Source organism: Pseudomonas citronellolis (genome assembly GCF_001586155.1).
Taxonomy (GTDB): domain Bacteria; phylum Pseudomonadota; class Gammaproteobacteria; order Pseudomonadales; family Pseudomonadaceae; genus Pseudomonas; species Pseudomonas citronellolis.
This window is the reverse complement of sequence record NZ_CP014158.1, coordinates 6917996-6931260: the sequence shown is the minus strand read 5'-3', so window position 1 is coordinate 6931260 and position 13265 is coordinate 6917996. Positions and strand designations below refer to the sequence as shown.

Below are 13265 nucleotides of genomic sequence, written 5' to 3'. Positions count from 1 at the left end.
GTGGAGCCACCATGCGCCACCTGTGCCTGATATTCGCCACCCTGCTGCTGGCCGCCTGCGCCGGCCGGGGCGGCCTGGAAATCGACCGCGAGCACCCCTCGCGCAACCAGGACAGCCGTGTCCAGTACATCATCATCCACTACACCTCGGCGGACCTGCCGCGCTCGCTGCAGCTGCTCACCCGCGGCGAGGTCAGCGCCCACTACCTGATCGGCGCCAACCCGCCGACCATCTACCAACTGGTGGACGAGAACCGCCGCGCCTGGCACGCAGGGCAGAGCGAGTGGCAGGGGCGGACCTGGCTGAACTCCACCTCGATCGGCATCGAGCTGGTCAACCCGGGCTACCGCGAGACGCCGGAAGGGCGGGTGTGGGCACCTTATCCACAGGGCCAGATCGATGCCCTCATCCTGCTGCTGAAGGACATCGTCAAGCGCCAGGGCATCACCCCCGAGCACATCCTCGGGCACAGCGACATCGCCCCGCAGCGCAAGGTCGACCCGGGCCCGGCCTTCCCCTGGAAGCGCCTGGCCGACGCCGGCCTGATCCCCTGGCCGCAGCCCGGCGACCTGGCGCATCGCCTGGCCGAGCTGAATGGCCAGCTGCCGGCGCCCGGCTGGTTCCAGCAGCAGTTGGCGCGGCATGGCTACGCGGTGCCGCTCAATGGCCAGCTGGACGAGGCGACGCGCAACGTCATCGCTGCCTTCCAGATGCGCTACCGGCCGGCGCGCTTCGACGGCGTGCCGGACCTGGAGACCGCCGCGCTGCTGCTGGCGGTGCCCACCTCCATGGCCGCGCCGGCGGTTCAGACCGGCAGCAGCATGTAGATGCGCGTGCCCTGGCCGGGCTGCGAGCGCACGCCGATGCGCCCGCCGTGCAGCTGCACGATCTCCTTGCATAGGGCCAGGCCCAGGCCGGCGCCGCCGCTGCGCCGGCCCACCTGCACGAAGGGCTCGAAGATGCGCGCCTGCTGGCTGTAGGCGATGCCCTCGCCGGAGTCCTCCACCGCCAGCATCAGCCATTGGCTCTGGCGCTGGGCGAGCAGCTGCACGCTGCCGCCCTTCGGGGTGTGGCGCAGGGCGTTGCCCAGCAGGTTGTCCAGCACGCGCTCCAGGCGCAGGCGGTCGACGCTGAGGACCGGCAACTGGTCCTCCAGCACTATCCCCAGGCCGATGCCCTGGGCCTGGGCGCGGGCGAGGAAGCGCTGGCGCGCCTGTTCCAGCAACTCGCCCACCGCGCAGGGCTGGCGGTCGAGCTTCTGCTGGCCGTCCTGGTAGCGGGAGAAGTTCAGCAGGTCGTCGATCAGCCGCACCAGGCGCTGCATTTCCTCGTCGACGGTATCGGCCAGCTCGCGCTCGCGGCTGCCCTCGGGCAGCGCCAGGCGTTCGCGCAGCAGGGCGAAGGCCATGTGCAGGCCGGTGACCGGGGTGCGCAGCTCGTGGGAGGCGCGCAGCACGAATTCGCTGCGCACCCGCTCGAAAGCGCGCAGCTCGGTGACGTCGCGCAGCACCAGCACCGCGCCCATGCTGCGCCCGTCGTCATGGGTGACCGGGGCCAGGGTCCAGGCCAGCAGACGGTTCTCGCCGCCGATCTCGACCTGCAGGTCCTGGGGCGTATCGTCGCCCATCGACTCGCCCTGCAGCACCAGGCCGGTGGCCTGCAGCAGCTCCTGGTTGTCGATCAGCTCGCCCAGCAGCTGGCCATGGGGGTCGGCCCGGGAGAACAGCTGGCGGCTGGCCACCGGGTTGGCGTGCTCGATGCGGCTGCGCCGGTCGATGATCACCAGGCCGTCGTCGATGCTGTCGAGCACCGCCTGCAGGCGCCGCTGGCTGGCCAGCACCGCCTCGATGTTGGTCGCCTTGTACTCGGCCAGGGCCTGGGCCATCAGGCCGAAACGCCGGCTCAGCGAGGCCATCTCGGCTTCCCGCGAGACCGGCAGGCTGACCTCGAAGTCGCCCTTGCCGATGCGGTCTGCGGCCTGCGCCAGGGCCTCGATGGGGGCGCCGAAGCGGCGGGCGATGCCGTGGGCGGTGACGAAGCCGATCACCAGCATGGCCACGCCCACCAGCCCCAGCAGGCTGGCGATCAGCCAGGCGTGGCGGCGCGAGCTGCGCTCCGCGTCGCTGATGGTCTGGATGGCGTGGTTGTGCAGCGCCAGCAGGTACTGGTGCAGGGAGGTGAAGGTGCGGCTGAAGTCGCTCTCCACCACCAGGCTCCAGCGGTTGCTGCCGGAGGAGCTGACCTGGCCCTGGAACTCCTGGTTGGCCTGGTCGATGCGCTCGTAGAGGGTGCGCTCGACATCGCTGGCGGCTTTCGCTCGGCCTTCGGCGAGGTAGCGGTCGAACTGCTCGCGCAGCCGCGCCAGGCGCTGCGCGTCGGGGCTGTCGCTGAGCAACTGGGCCAGCTGGTCGTCCAGCGACTGGCGCAACTGCTGGCTGCTGGCGATGGTGGCGAAGTTGTGCGAGATCAGCCGCTCCTGTTCGCGGCCCATCAGCATCACGCTGAACACCCCCAGTAGCAGGCCGATCAGGGCCAGGGTGATCAGCGCCGAGATGCTGAGGAACATCCGCGAGCGCAGGGTCAGCGCGCGCTTCACAGGTTGTACTGCTTGCGCTTGCGGTACAGGGTGGAGGCGTCGATGCCGAGGATCTTCGCCGCCTGGTCGAGGGTCGGGGCGCTGGCCATCACCGAGGCGATGTGGGCCTTCTCCAGTTCCTCCAGGCTCAGCGCCTCGCCGACCCGCGGCACGGCGGCGGCGCCGCTCTGTTCGCCGAGCCCCAGGTGCTCGGGCTCCACCAGTTCCTGGTTGCAGATGATGCTGGCGCGCTCGATCACGTTGCGCAGCTCGCGCACGTTGCCCGGCCAGGCGTACTGCCGCAGCAGCGCGGCCGAGGCCGGGCTGAAGCCGCGGGCCGGGCGCCCGTAGTCCTTGACGAAGCGGGCGAGGAAGCGCTCGGCCAGGCCCTGGATATCCTCGGCGCGCTCGCGCAGCGGCGGCAGGTTGAGGACTATGACGTTGAGGCGGTAGAGCAGGTCCTCGCGGAACGCCCCCTGGGCCACCATGCCGGCCAGGTCGCGGTTGGTGGCGGCGAGGATGCGCACGTCGGCGCGGCGCGTGACCGGGTCGCCGACGCGCTCGTATTCCTTGTCCTGGATGAAGCGCAGCAGCTTGGCCTGCAGCGGCAGCGGGAAGTCGCCGATCTCGTCGAGGAACAGGGTGCCGCCGTCGGCCTGGCTGATCCGCCCCTGGGTGCTCTCGCTGGCGCCGGTGAAGGCCCCGCGGTTGTGGCCGAACAGCTCGCTTTCCATCAGCTCGGCGTTCAGCGACGGGCAGTTGATGGTCACGCAGGATTTCTTCGCGCGCTTGCTCCAGGCGTGGATGGCGCGGGCCAGCTCGCCCTTGCCGGAGCCGGATTCGCCGAGGATGAGGATGTTGGCGTCGGTGGCGGCCACCTGGCGCGCGGTCTCCAGCACCGCGGTCATCGCCGGGCTGTGGGATTCGAGCTGCTCGGCCTGGCTGGCCTGGGCGCCCTCCAGGGCCTCCAGGCGCGCGGTGAGCTGGCGCACCTCCAGCTGCTTGGCCGCGGCCAGGCGCAGCTGCTCGGGGCTGCAGGGCTTGACCAGGTAGTCCGCGGCGCCGGCCTGCATGGCGTCCACGGCGGTGTCCACGGCGGAATGCGCGGTGACGATCACCACGCGCATCCAGGGCGCCTGCAGGCGCATCTGGGCCAGCACGTCCAGGCCGTTGTCCTCGCCCAGGCGCAGGTCGAGGAAGCACAGGTCGAAGACCTGGCGTTGCAGCAGGGCATCGGCCTGGGCCGCGCTGGATGCGGTGGCCACGCTGTAGCCCTGGTCCTCCAGGCAATAGCGGAAGGTGCGCAGGATGGCGGGTTCGTCGTCGACCAGCAGGATTCGGCCAAGCGTCTCCGGAGTGGGGTCCATTCGGGGTGCCTCGTAGTAGGAAATTCCTTTCGCGTATGCGTCTTTTAGTCCAGGAAATTTCTTGCAAGTTGCAATGAAAGTTAGACGCATCTCTGAAGGACACCGGCGCCTCTGGCGAAGGAAAGCGGACGGGAAGGGGAACGACCTGCCGGGTCCCGTGCAAAACGCACGGCCGGAACCGGCCTGTCGTGCAGGATGCGCGCTGCCGGCGGCCCGCTTATTTTTACAAGTCATTGTTTTAAAAGGGATTAGTCAAAGCCATCGACCTGGCACGCGGCGTGCGAGACAGGTTGCGGGAGGCCCGGTGCACCCGCACCGGCCGATCACCAGTCCTTCGGGAGGAGCACGTCGATGAACGCTGATGGAGCCAAGGGGGATTCGCTGGGGCGGCTGCTGTTGCTGGCCGTCGCCGTGGTCGTACTGCTGGACCGTTGGTATCCGGTCGCTCCACAGCCTTCCGCCGCGCCGGTGCAGGAACCTGTGTCCAGCGCTTTCCTCGGACAGCCGTCGAGGCTGCAGGATGAACGAATGGCCATCACGGAAGAGGCCGCCAGCACCGCGGTGGTCCGCCAGACCTCGCGGGTGAGCTGGGTGTTCTGAGGGGCGCGCACCGCCTTTCCATGACAGAGGAGACATTCCATGCTGAGCTGGGCTCTCACATTCCTGATCATCGCCATCATCGCCGGGGTACTCGGCTTCGGTGGCATCGCCGGCGCCGCGACCAGTATCGCCAAGATTCTCTTCGTGCTGTTCCTGGTGCTCTTCGTCATCTCCTTCTTCGTCGGGCGGCGCCGTGGCTGAGCCGCGCCCGCTGCGTCGGTTCCTGCTCGCGCTGCCGCTGCTGGCGGCCGGGCAGGGGTGGGCGGCCGACAACGACGCCATCTACCGCCTCAACGAGCTGCTGGACAGCGACCCGCAGTACCGCGAGACCTGGCAGGACCTGGTGAAGAAGGAAGAACGGCTGCCCGACTGGGTGATGAACCTGGACGGCACCGCCACCCCCATGCAGGTAGAAGAGGAGGACGGCGACAAATACCTGGTGGGCGAGCTGTGCAAGGCCCACGACTGCGCGGCCAACCGCCTCTACGTGGCCTTCAGCTGGAACAAGAAGGATGCCTACGCGCTCTACGTGCAGGTGCCGGAAAACCTGCCGCCGGACAAGTCGCCCAGCCGCCACGCCAGCTTCCGCTGGCTGGGCGAGCCGGATGCCGGCATGCAGCAGCTGCTCGACGAGCAGCTCAAGGCCGATCCGAACTGGTACTGAAATCCGCGCCGGCGATGGCGCATGACCAGGGGGCCGGGATGCTGGGGGGAGTGGTGAGCCCGCAGCGACCCAGGGGTACAGGGAGTGCCTCCGACGAGGGCCGGGTCAGGTGTGAGGCTGTGAGGGGGAGCTTCGATGGCTTCTGTGGAGCTTGTGGAAGTTATGGAGCTTGTGGAGCTTGAAGAGCCCCTCTCCCCAGCCCTCGGCTGCGCGCCCCGCCCTGAAGGGAGAGGGGGCTAGCCCGTGCGGGCTGAAAGCAAGGCTTCGGCCGGAAAGTACGGCGGGGTTTCCGGCTAACTGAAGAACATCCGTGTCTGCCCAACGGTCCCCTCTCCCTTCAGGGAGAGGGTTAGGGAGAGGGCGCTCTTGAACGGAGAGGGCGCTCTTAAGGCCCCCACCTCCATCTTCCCTGATATCAATCAACCCCGACCCACCCCCCTGGCCCCCTAAAATATCCCCGCCGCGCCTGGTCACCCGGACGACCATCCATCGCGAACTACAGGCCCCCACGCCTGCGTCACGGCAGCGCACCCGCGGCAGAGAAAGCGAATGCCTCCCCGAGCCTCGCTTTCCACCCACAGGGTTCGAAAAAAGCGGCCGCCACGGTCTTTTCAGCCCAATCCCATGCAAAAAAGCAATGGCCTGCGGGCCTGGAACACCCGTTCCATTTGCTTTTCCCCATGCCGATTGTGCATGGGGTAGCCGTTTCCGGCATTAGACGCGAAGAAGGGGGGTGGGAATCATGCGCCCTTTTTTTCGCCACCCCCGGCCATCCCGGCGGCGGGCGAAACCCCCGACTTCCACAAGAACCAAGGGTGAACACATATGGGCAAAGCCAAGCTCAGCCTCGCCTGGCAGATCGTCATCGGTCTGGCACTGGGCATCGCCATGGGTACCGTGCTGAACCACTTCAGCGCGGAGAAGGCCTGGTGGATCAGCAACATCCTGCAACCGGCGGGCGACATCTTCATCCGCCTGATCAAGATGATCGTGGTACCGATCGTCATCTCCTCGCTGATCGTCGGCATCGCCGGCATGGGCGACGCCAAGAAGCTCGGGCGCATCGGCCTGAAGACCATCGTCTACTTCGAGATCATCACCACGGTGGCCATCGTCGTCGGCCTGGTGCTGGCCAACCTGTTCCAGCCCGGCGCCGGCATCGACATGAGCACCCTGGGCACGGTGGACATCTCCAAGTACGCGCAGACCGCCAAGGAAGTGGAACACCACCACGCGTTCATCGAGACCATCCTCAACCTGATCCCGTCGAACATCTTCGCCGCCATGGCCCGCGGCGAGATGCTGCCGATCATCTTCTTCTCGGTGATGTTCGGCCTGGGCCTGTCGTCGCTGCCGGCGCCCACCCGCGAGCCGCTGGTGAAGATGTTCCAGGGCGTGGCCGAGGCCATGTTCCGCGTCACCCACATGATCATGCTCTACGCGCCGGTCGGCGTGTTCGCGCTGATCGCCGTGACCGTCGCCAGCTTCGGCTTCGCCTCGCTGCTGCCGCTGGCCAAGCTGGTGCTGCTGGTGTACTTCGCCATCGCCTTCTTCGCCTTCATGGTGCTGGGCCTGGTGGCGCGGCTGTTCGGCTTCTCGATCATCAAGCTGATGCGCATCTTCAAGGACGAGCTGGTCCTGGCCTATTCCACCGCCAGCTCCGAGACCGTATTGCCGCGCATCATCGAGAAGATGGAAGCCTACGGCGCGCCCAAGGCGGTGAGCAGCTTCGTGGTGCCCACCGGCTACTCGTTCAACCTCGACGGCTCGACGCTGTACCAGAGCATCGCGGCGATCTTCATCGCCCAGCTCTACGGCATCGACCTGTCCATCGGCCAGCAGCTGATGCTGGTGCTGACGCTGATGGTCACCTCCAAGGGCATCGCCGGTGTGCCGGGGGTGTCCTTCGTGGTGCTGCTGGCCACCCTGGGCAGCGTCGGCATTCCCCTGGAAGGCCTGGCCTTCATCGCCGGCGTCGACCGCATCATGGACATGGCGCGCACCGCGCTGAACGTCATCGGCAACGCCCTGGCGGTGCTGGTGATCTCCAAGTGGGAAGGCATCTACGATGGCAAGCAGGGCGCGCTCTACTGGCAGGCGGTGGAACAGGGCCGCGGCGAAGAGCTGCTGAACGACGCCCGGCAGAACACCGCGCACTGAGCCAGGCCGAACGGCGGATAACGCTTCGCATTATTCGCCCTACACCCAACCCACCATTGACGTAGGGCGAATAACCGTTCGCGGTTATCCGCCGTTACACCGGGGCATGCCCGGCTTCGGGATCGAGCCCGGAGGCGCTTTGCGGCCTTGGCGTTTCTGGCAGCGATGGACGCGCGCCGTTATCATCGCGGCCAACGTCCTTGGGGGGATACCCATGCTCAACGGCCTCTGGCTCGGCTTTTTCCTGGTCGCGGCGGTCACCGCGCTGTCGCGCTGGCTGCTCGGCGGCCAGGCCGACGTGTTCGCCGCCATGGTCGAGAGCCTGTTCGCAATGGCCAAGCTGTCGGTGGAGGTCATGGTCCTGCTGTTCGGCACCCTGACGCTCTGGCTGGGCTTCCTGCGCATCGCCGAGAAGGCCGGCCTGGTGGAGCGCCTGGCCTGGCTGCTGGGCCCGCTGTTCCGCCGGCTGATGCCCGAGGTGCCGGCCGGGCACCCGGCCATCGGCCTGATTACCCTGAACTTCGCCGCCAACGGCCTGGGCCTGGACAACGCCGCCACCCCCATCGGCCTCAAGGCGATGAAGGCGCTGCAGGAACTCAACCCCAGCAGCACCACGGCGAGCAACGCGCAGATCCTCTTCCTGGTGCTCAACGCCTCGTCGCTGACGCTGCTGCCGGTGACCATCTTCATGTACCGCGCGCAGCAGGGCGCGGCCGACCCCACACTGGTGTTCCTGCCGATCCTCCTGGCCACCAGCGCCTCGACCCTGGTCGGCCTGCTCTCGGTGGCGGTCATGCAGCGCCTGCGCCTGTGGGACCCGCTGGTGCTCGCCTACCTGATCCCCGGCGCCCTCGCCCTGGGCGCCTTCATGGCGCTGCTGGCCGGGCTTTCCGCCACGGCGCTGGCGCAGCTCTCCTCGCTGCTGGGCAACCTCACCCTGTTCGGCCTGATCGTGGCGTTCCTGGTGCTCGGCTGGCTGAAGAAGGTGCCGGTCTACGAAACCTTCGTCGAAGGGGCGAAGGAAGGCTTCGACGTGGCCAAGAACCTGCTGCCCTACCTGGTGGCGATGCTCTGCGCCGTCGGCGTGCTGCGCGCCTCCGGGGCCCTGGAGATGGTGCTCGGCGGCATCCGCTGGACGGTCGAGGGCCTGGGCTGGGACACCCGCTTCGTCGATGCCCTGCCCACCGCGCTGGTCAAGCCGTTCTCCGGCAGCGCGGCGCGCGCCATGCTGCTGGAGACCATGCAGAGCCAGGGGGTGGACAGCTTCGCCGCGCGCCTGGCGGCCACCGTGCAGGGCAGCACCGAGACCACCTTCTACGTGCTGGCGGTGTACTTCGGCTCGGTGGGCATCCAGCGCGCCCGCCACGCCGTGGGCTGCGCCCTGCTGGCGGACCTGGCCGGGGTGCTGGCGTCCATCGGCGTGTGCTACTGGTTCTTCGGCTGAAGCCCGGCCGTTTAATTAACAAAAGCGGAAAATATTTAAATATCCTTATTCTTCTGAAGTTTCTTTCAGAAACAATTGGGTAATTGGATTTTTAATTAAGGATTCGCGCCACTTAATAGGGTTAATTTTCCATAAGAACTTTCCTTTAATCGAAATTAGATTTTCCTCAAATCAAATTAAGGAAAATCGCAATGAGAGGGAAAGTGAGTTGCCTGGCGCTGTGCGCCCTGCTGGCCGGCTGCAACGGCTGGGTGAAGCCGGAAGTCGATGGCCAGCTCAATTCGCGTTATTTCACGGTGTTGTCCGGCCTGCCGGCGCCGGGGCTGATGGTGGCTTCGGCGGTGCAGTGGAATGCCGATTATGCGGTGACCGCTGCCCACGTGCCCTACCTGTCGGACCTGGCCTATTCCTGCAGCACCCGCTGCGACCTGGTGTTCATCCGCCGCAAGGCCGACGGGCCGCTGCCGCACTGGCGCGCGCCGCGCAACGGCGAGGCGGTGACGGCGCTGGGCAGCAGCACCCTGCTGCTGCCGGTGAGCTCCCGCGGGCGGGTGTGGCCGGTGCCCTACCGCAACCTCAACGAGCCCAACGAAGAGCTGTACGGCATCCATGACGCGGCCCTGGCCCAGGGGATGTCCGGCGGGCCGCTGGTGGCGGCCGACGGCAGCGTGCTGGGCATGAACATCGGCTACAAGGGCACGGCCTGGGGCGGCGTGCAGCATCCGGGGCTCAAGGGTGCCAAACGCATCAGCGTGTTCGTGCCCTACGCGGTGATCGAGCGCGAATGGAAGCTGTTCCAGGTGAAGCTGGCGCGGGAACGGGAAGCGGAAATGGGGCGCCGGTTGCAGGCGAGCAATCCCTAGGCGGGAATGACGTCTGCCATACCTGCCAATCTTTTGTGAATTTTCCGACGAGCTGTCACGAAGCTTTCATCAGCCTTTCAAACCCTTGTAATTCGGGCCTTTCAGCCATTTTTCATTTGATCTCGGGCAGTTTTTACACATAGGGTTACAAATATCTTCCCGGCCGCTGCCTGCCTGCTCGCATCCGGGAAGGGCCCCGTGATCGTCAGAATGGTGTTTCCCATGGCTTCCAAGAATTCCAAGGCCAAGGCCGTGTTCCGCGTGGTCAGCGGCAACTTCCTCGAGATGTACGACTTCATGGTGTATGGCTTCTACGCCACCGCCATCGCCAAGACCTTCTTCCCCGGCGACGATCCCTTCGCCTCGCTGATGCTGTCGCTGGCCACCTTCGGCGCCGGCTTCCTGATGCGCCCGCTGGGGGCCATCTTCCTCGGCGCCTACATCGACCGCCACGGCCGCCGCCAGGGCCTGATCATCACCCTGGCGCTGATGGCCATGGGCACCCTGCTGATCGCCTTCGTCCCCGGCTATTCCACCCTCGGCGCGCTGGCGCCGCTGCTGGTGCTGCTCGGCCGCCTGCTGCAGGGCTTCTCCGCCGGTGTCGAGCTGGGCGGCGTGTCGGTGTACCTGGCGGAGATCGCCACCCCCGGCAAGCGCGGCTTCTTCGTCAGCTGGCAGTCCGCGAGCCAGCAGGTGGCGGTGGTCTTCGCCGGGCTGCTGGGGGTCATCCTCAACCATTGGCTGAGCCCCGCGCAGATGGGCGAGTGGGGCTGGCGCGTGCCCTTCTTCGTCGGCTGCATGATCGTCCCGGCACTGTTCGTCATCCGCCGCTCCCTGGAAGAGACCGAGGCGTTCCAGCAGCGCAAGCACCACCCGCGCCTGGGCGAGGTGCTGCGCTCCATCGGGCAGAACTTCGGCCTGGTGCTGGCCGGCACCGCCATGGTGGTGATGACCACCGTGTCCTTCTACCTGATCACCGCCTACACCCCGACCTTCGGCAGGAACGAACTGCACCTGTCGGACTTCGACGCCCTGCTGGTGACCATGTGCATCGGCCTGTCGAACTTCTTCTGGCTGCCGGTGATGGGCGCGCTGTCCGACCGCGTCGGCCGCCGCCCGCTGCTGCTCGCCGCCACCGTGCTGGCGCTGCTGACCGCCTACCCGACGCTGTCCTGGCTGGTGGCCGAGCCCAGCTTCGCCCGTCTGCTGACGGTGGAACTGTGGCTGTCGTTCCTCTACGGCAGCTACAACGGCGCCATGGTGGTGGCGCTGACCGAGGTGATGCCGGCGGACGTGCGCACCACCGGCTTCTCCCTGGCCTACAGCCTGGCCACCGCCACCTTCGGCGGCTTCACCCCGGCGGCCTGCACCTGGCTCATCCACGCCCTGGACAACAAGGCCGCCCCCGGCCTGTGGCTGAGCGGCGCGGCGCTGCTGGGCCTGGTCGCCACCCTGGTGCTGTTCCGCCGCCGCGGCCGCGCGGCCACTTCCGGCGGCGCGCTGGCCGGCGCCTGAGGGGCTGCGGCGCTTTGCCACTGGCCGCCCCCGGCCGGCCTTGATCTCGGTCAAGGGTGGTCGGGGGCGGCAGGAGAAGGATAGGTCAATGACATTTCCTTCTTCTCCTCGGAGACAACGCCATGCCCACCCCCCTGCACCAGCAAGCCGCGGCGCTCGCCGCCGGCGGCCATGACCACTGGATCGAGACGCTCGACGACGGCAGCCACGTGCTGATCCGCCCGCTGCGCGCGGAAGACCGCGAGTTGGAGCGCAACTTCCTCGAACGCCTGTCGCCGATGACGCGCAAGCTGCGTTTCCACGGCGAAGTGAAGATCAGCGACGCGCTGCTCGACAGCCTGATGGACGTGGATTACCAGGACAACATGGCATTCGTCGCCCTGGTGCACGACGACGGCGAACTGCGCGAAATCGGCATCAGCCGCTACGCCAAGGTGGACGCGAACCAGTGCGAATGCGCCCTGACCACCGCCGACGACTGGAAGCGCCGGGGCCTGGGCAAGGCGCTGATGCGTCACCTGATCGACGTGGCGCGGCGCAACGGCTTCACCCAGATGTACAGCATCGACCAGGCCATAGACCGCGACATGCGCGACCTCGCCGTGGAACTGGGCTTCCGCGCCCAGCGCGACCCGGACGACGCCACCCGGGTGATCCGCCGCCTGGCGCTGTAAGGCTCAGCGCTTGCGCCGGCGGCACCACAGCCACAGGGCCGCCGGCGGCAGCAGCACCAACAGCACCGCGCCGGCGGCCAGCGGGTAGGCCATGTCGTCGTCCAGCAGCGGCTTCTCGATGCGCAGGTAGCCTTCGTCCTTGAACAGCTGGCGCGCCGTGTCGTTGGCCAGCTGCAGGCTGACCTTGGCCAGGCGCCGGTCCTCGTTGGGGAACTGGCTGCCGTCGTAGTCGCCCAGCGCGCCCCAGTAGTAGTCGGCCAGGCTGGCGTTGCTCGGCGTGCTCCAGGCCAGCTGCGCCCGCTGCACCCGCTGGATGCGGGCGAAGCGCTGGGCGTCCAGGCCGTGCTGGCGGATGTTCTCCACCACCTCGCGCAGGGCCTTCAGGGTGGCGTCCTCATCCTCCCGGGCGATGTCCGCGTTGAGGCTGAGGAAACCCTGGTTGGCGTAGGACGTGCGTTCGCTCCAGGGCCCGTAGGACAGCTCGCGATGGACCCGCAGGTCGGCATAGAGGGCGTCGCTCAGGTAGGCCTGCAGCAGGTCGAGGGCGGCGCCGTCGGCCTCGGCCGGCTCGGGGAAGATCCAGTGCACTACCGCGCCCTCGCCGAACAGGCCGCTGTCCAGCGTCCGCTGGCGCGCCGCCGGGCCCTGCATTTCCGGCAGTTCGCGGCGTTCCGGCGTAGCCCGGTCGGGCAGGCTGCCGAAGGTGTGGCTGAGGTAGGCGGGCAGGCGCGGGTCGAGGTCGCCGACCACGATCAGCGTCATGTTGGCCGGCACGTACCAGTCGCTGCGCAGTTTTTCCAGCTGGGCCTGGGTCAGGTGCGCCACCTGCGGGCGCTCGGCGCAGGCCAGGCCGAGTTCCACGGCCAGCTGTTCCTGGCCCGGGCGGCTGGTGTTCTGGTGGTCGAGGAAGCGCTGCAGGTGCGAGTAGTGGCCGCCGTCCTCGCGGATCAGCACCTGCTTGGTGGCCTCCACCTTGGCCTTGTCCAGTTGCGTGCGGGTCAGCACTTCCAGCAGCAGGTCGAGCACCTGGCGCTGGGTGGCCGCCGGCGCCTCGATGACGAAGGTGGTGTCGCCCTCGCTGGTGTAGGCGTTCCACTGGCCGCCCAGGGCCTGCATGCGCGCTTCCAGGCCGGCCTCGTCGCCGCCGTCCAGGCCGCTGAAGAACAGGTGTTCCAGCAGGTGCGGCAGCTGCCGGTCATGGCAGCTGAAGTCGGAGAAGCCGACGCCCACCACCAGGCGGATGGACACCGAGCCGCGCTGGCTGGTCGGCTTGAACAGCACGCCCATGCCGTTCTGCAACTGGTAGCCCTCCACGGTCGAGCGCGAATCGGCCAACGACCAGCCGCCGCCGAGCAGGAACAGGAGGGGGAGGAACAACCAACGCATGGGCCAAGCCTGGAAAA

12 protein-coding genes are annotated in these 13265 nt (G+C 67.5%); 9 read left to right on the top strand and 3 right to left on the bottom strand.

Annotation, left to right across the window (positions count from 1 at the left end; all coding sequences use genetic code 11):
- Positions 1-11: 11 nt before the first annotated feature.
- On the top strand, positions 12-827 hold the full coding sequence (locus PcP3B5_RS30260) for an N-acetylmuramoyl-L-alanine amidase (RefSeq protein WP_061563175.1): 816 nt from the start codon (positions 12-14) through the stop codon (positions 825-827).
- Here the strand turns inward: PcP3B5_RS30260 and PcP3B5_RS30255 are convergent.
- Positions 806-2566, bottom strand: coding sequence for an ATP-binding protein (locus PcP3B5_RS30255; RefSeq protein WP_237143124.1), 1761 nt, complete (start codon positions 2564-2566; stop codon positions 806-808). The two genes, PcP3B5_RS30260 and PcP3B5_RS30255, sit on opposite strands and share 22 nt — an antisense overlap.
- Before the next feature lie 26 nt (positions 2567-2592).
- Complete coding sequence (gene algB, locus PcP3B5_RS30250) at positions 2593-3942, bottom strand: sigma-54-dependent response regulator transcription factor AlgB (protein WP_009614393.1); 1350 nt, start codon at positions 3940-3942, stop codon at positions 2593-2595.
- 351 nt (positions 3943-4293) lie between these two features.
- Here algB and PcP3B5_RS30245 point away from each other — a divergent pair, with 351 nt between their 5' ends.
- The 8 genes from PcP3B5_RS30245 to PcP3B5_RS30215 all read left to right on the top strand — a co-directional run bounded on the left by PcP3B5_RS30245 (position 4294) and on the right by PcP3B5_RS30215 (position 11862).
- On the top strand, positions 4294-4542 hold the full coding sequence (locus PcP3B5_RS30245) for a hypothetical protein (RefSeq protein WP_009614391.1): 249 nt from the start codon (positions 4294-4296) through the stop codon (positions 4540-4542).
- 39 nt (positions 4543-4581) lie between these two features.
- Positions 4582-4743 carry a DUF1328 domain-containing protein gene (locus PcP3B5_RS30445; RefSeq protein ID WP_009614390.1) on the top strand — a complete coding sequence of 54 codons (162 nt, stop codon included), beginning with the start codon at positions 4582-4584 and terminating at the stop codon, positions 4741-4743.
- A complete protein-coding gene (locus PcP3B5_RS30240; protein ID WP_009614389.1) occupies positions 4736-5206 on the top strand; it encodes an inhibitor of vertebrate lysozyme family protein in 471 nt (156 codons plus the stop codon). Before PcP3B5_RS30445 ends, PcP3B5_RS30240 begins: the two co-directional genes overlap by 8 nt.
- Before the next feature lie 825 nt (positions 5207-6031).
- Positions 6032-7366 carry a glutamate/aspartate:proton symporter GltP gene (gltP, locus tag PcP3B5_RS30235; RefSeq protein ID WP_061563173.1) on the top strand — a complete coding sequence of 445 codons (1335 nt, stop codon included), beginning with the start codon at positions 6032-6034 and terminating at the stop codon, positions 7364-7366.
- A gap of 214 nt (positions 7367-7580) precedes the next feature.
- Positions 7581-8810, top strand: coding sequence for a nucleoside recognition domain-containing protein (locus tag PcP3B5_RS30230; RefSeq protein ID WP_061563172.1), 1230 nt, complete (start codon positions 7581-7583; stop codon positions 8808-8810).
- Between the two features lie 191 nt (positions 8811-9001).
- Positions 9002-9673 (top strand): S1C family serine protease, encoded by a 672-nt coding sequence (locus tag PcP3B5_RS30225; protein ID WP_009614386.1) that lies wholly within the window; start codon positions 9002-9004, stop codon positions 9671-9673.
- Positions 9674-9895: 222 nt separating this feature from the next.
- Positions 9896-11188 (top strand): MFS transporter, encoded by a 1293-nt coding sequence (gene tcuC, locus PcP3B5_RS30220; RefSeq protein WP_058073018.1) that lies wholly within the window; start codon positions 9896-9898, stop codon positions 11186-11188.
- Positions 11189-11310: 122 nt separating this feature from the next.
- Positions 11311-11862, top strand: coding sequence for a GNAT family N-acetyltransferase (locus tag PcP3B5_RS30215; RefSeq protein ID WP_009614384.1), 552 nt, complete (start codon positions 11311-11313; stop codon positions 11860-11862).
- Between the two features lie 3 nt (positions 11863-11865).
- On the opposite strand, the gene PcP3B5_RS30210 is transcribed toward PcP3B5_RS30215, so the two are convergent.
- Positions 11866-13248: a M16 family metallopeptidase gene (locus PcP3B5_RS30210; protein WP_061563171.1), complete on the bottom strand. Its 1383-nt coding sequence runs from the start codon at positions 13246-13248 to the stop codon at positions 11866-11868.
- Positions 13249-13265: the final 17 nt, after the last annotated feature.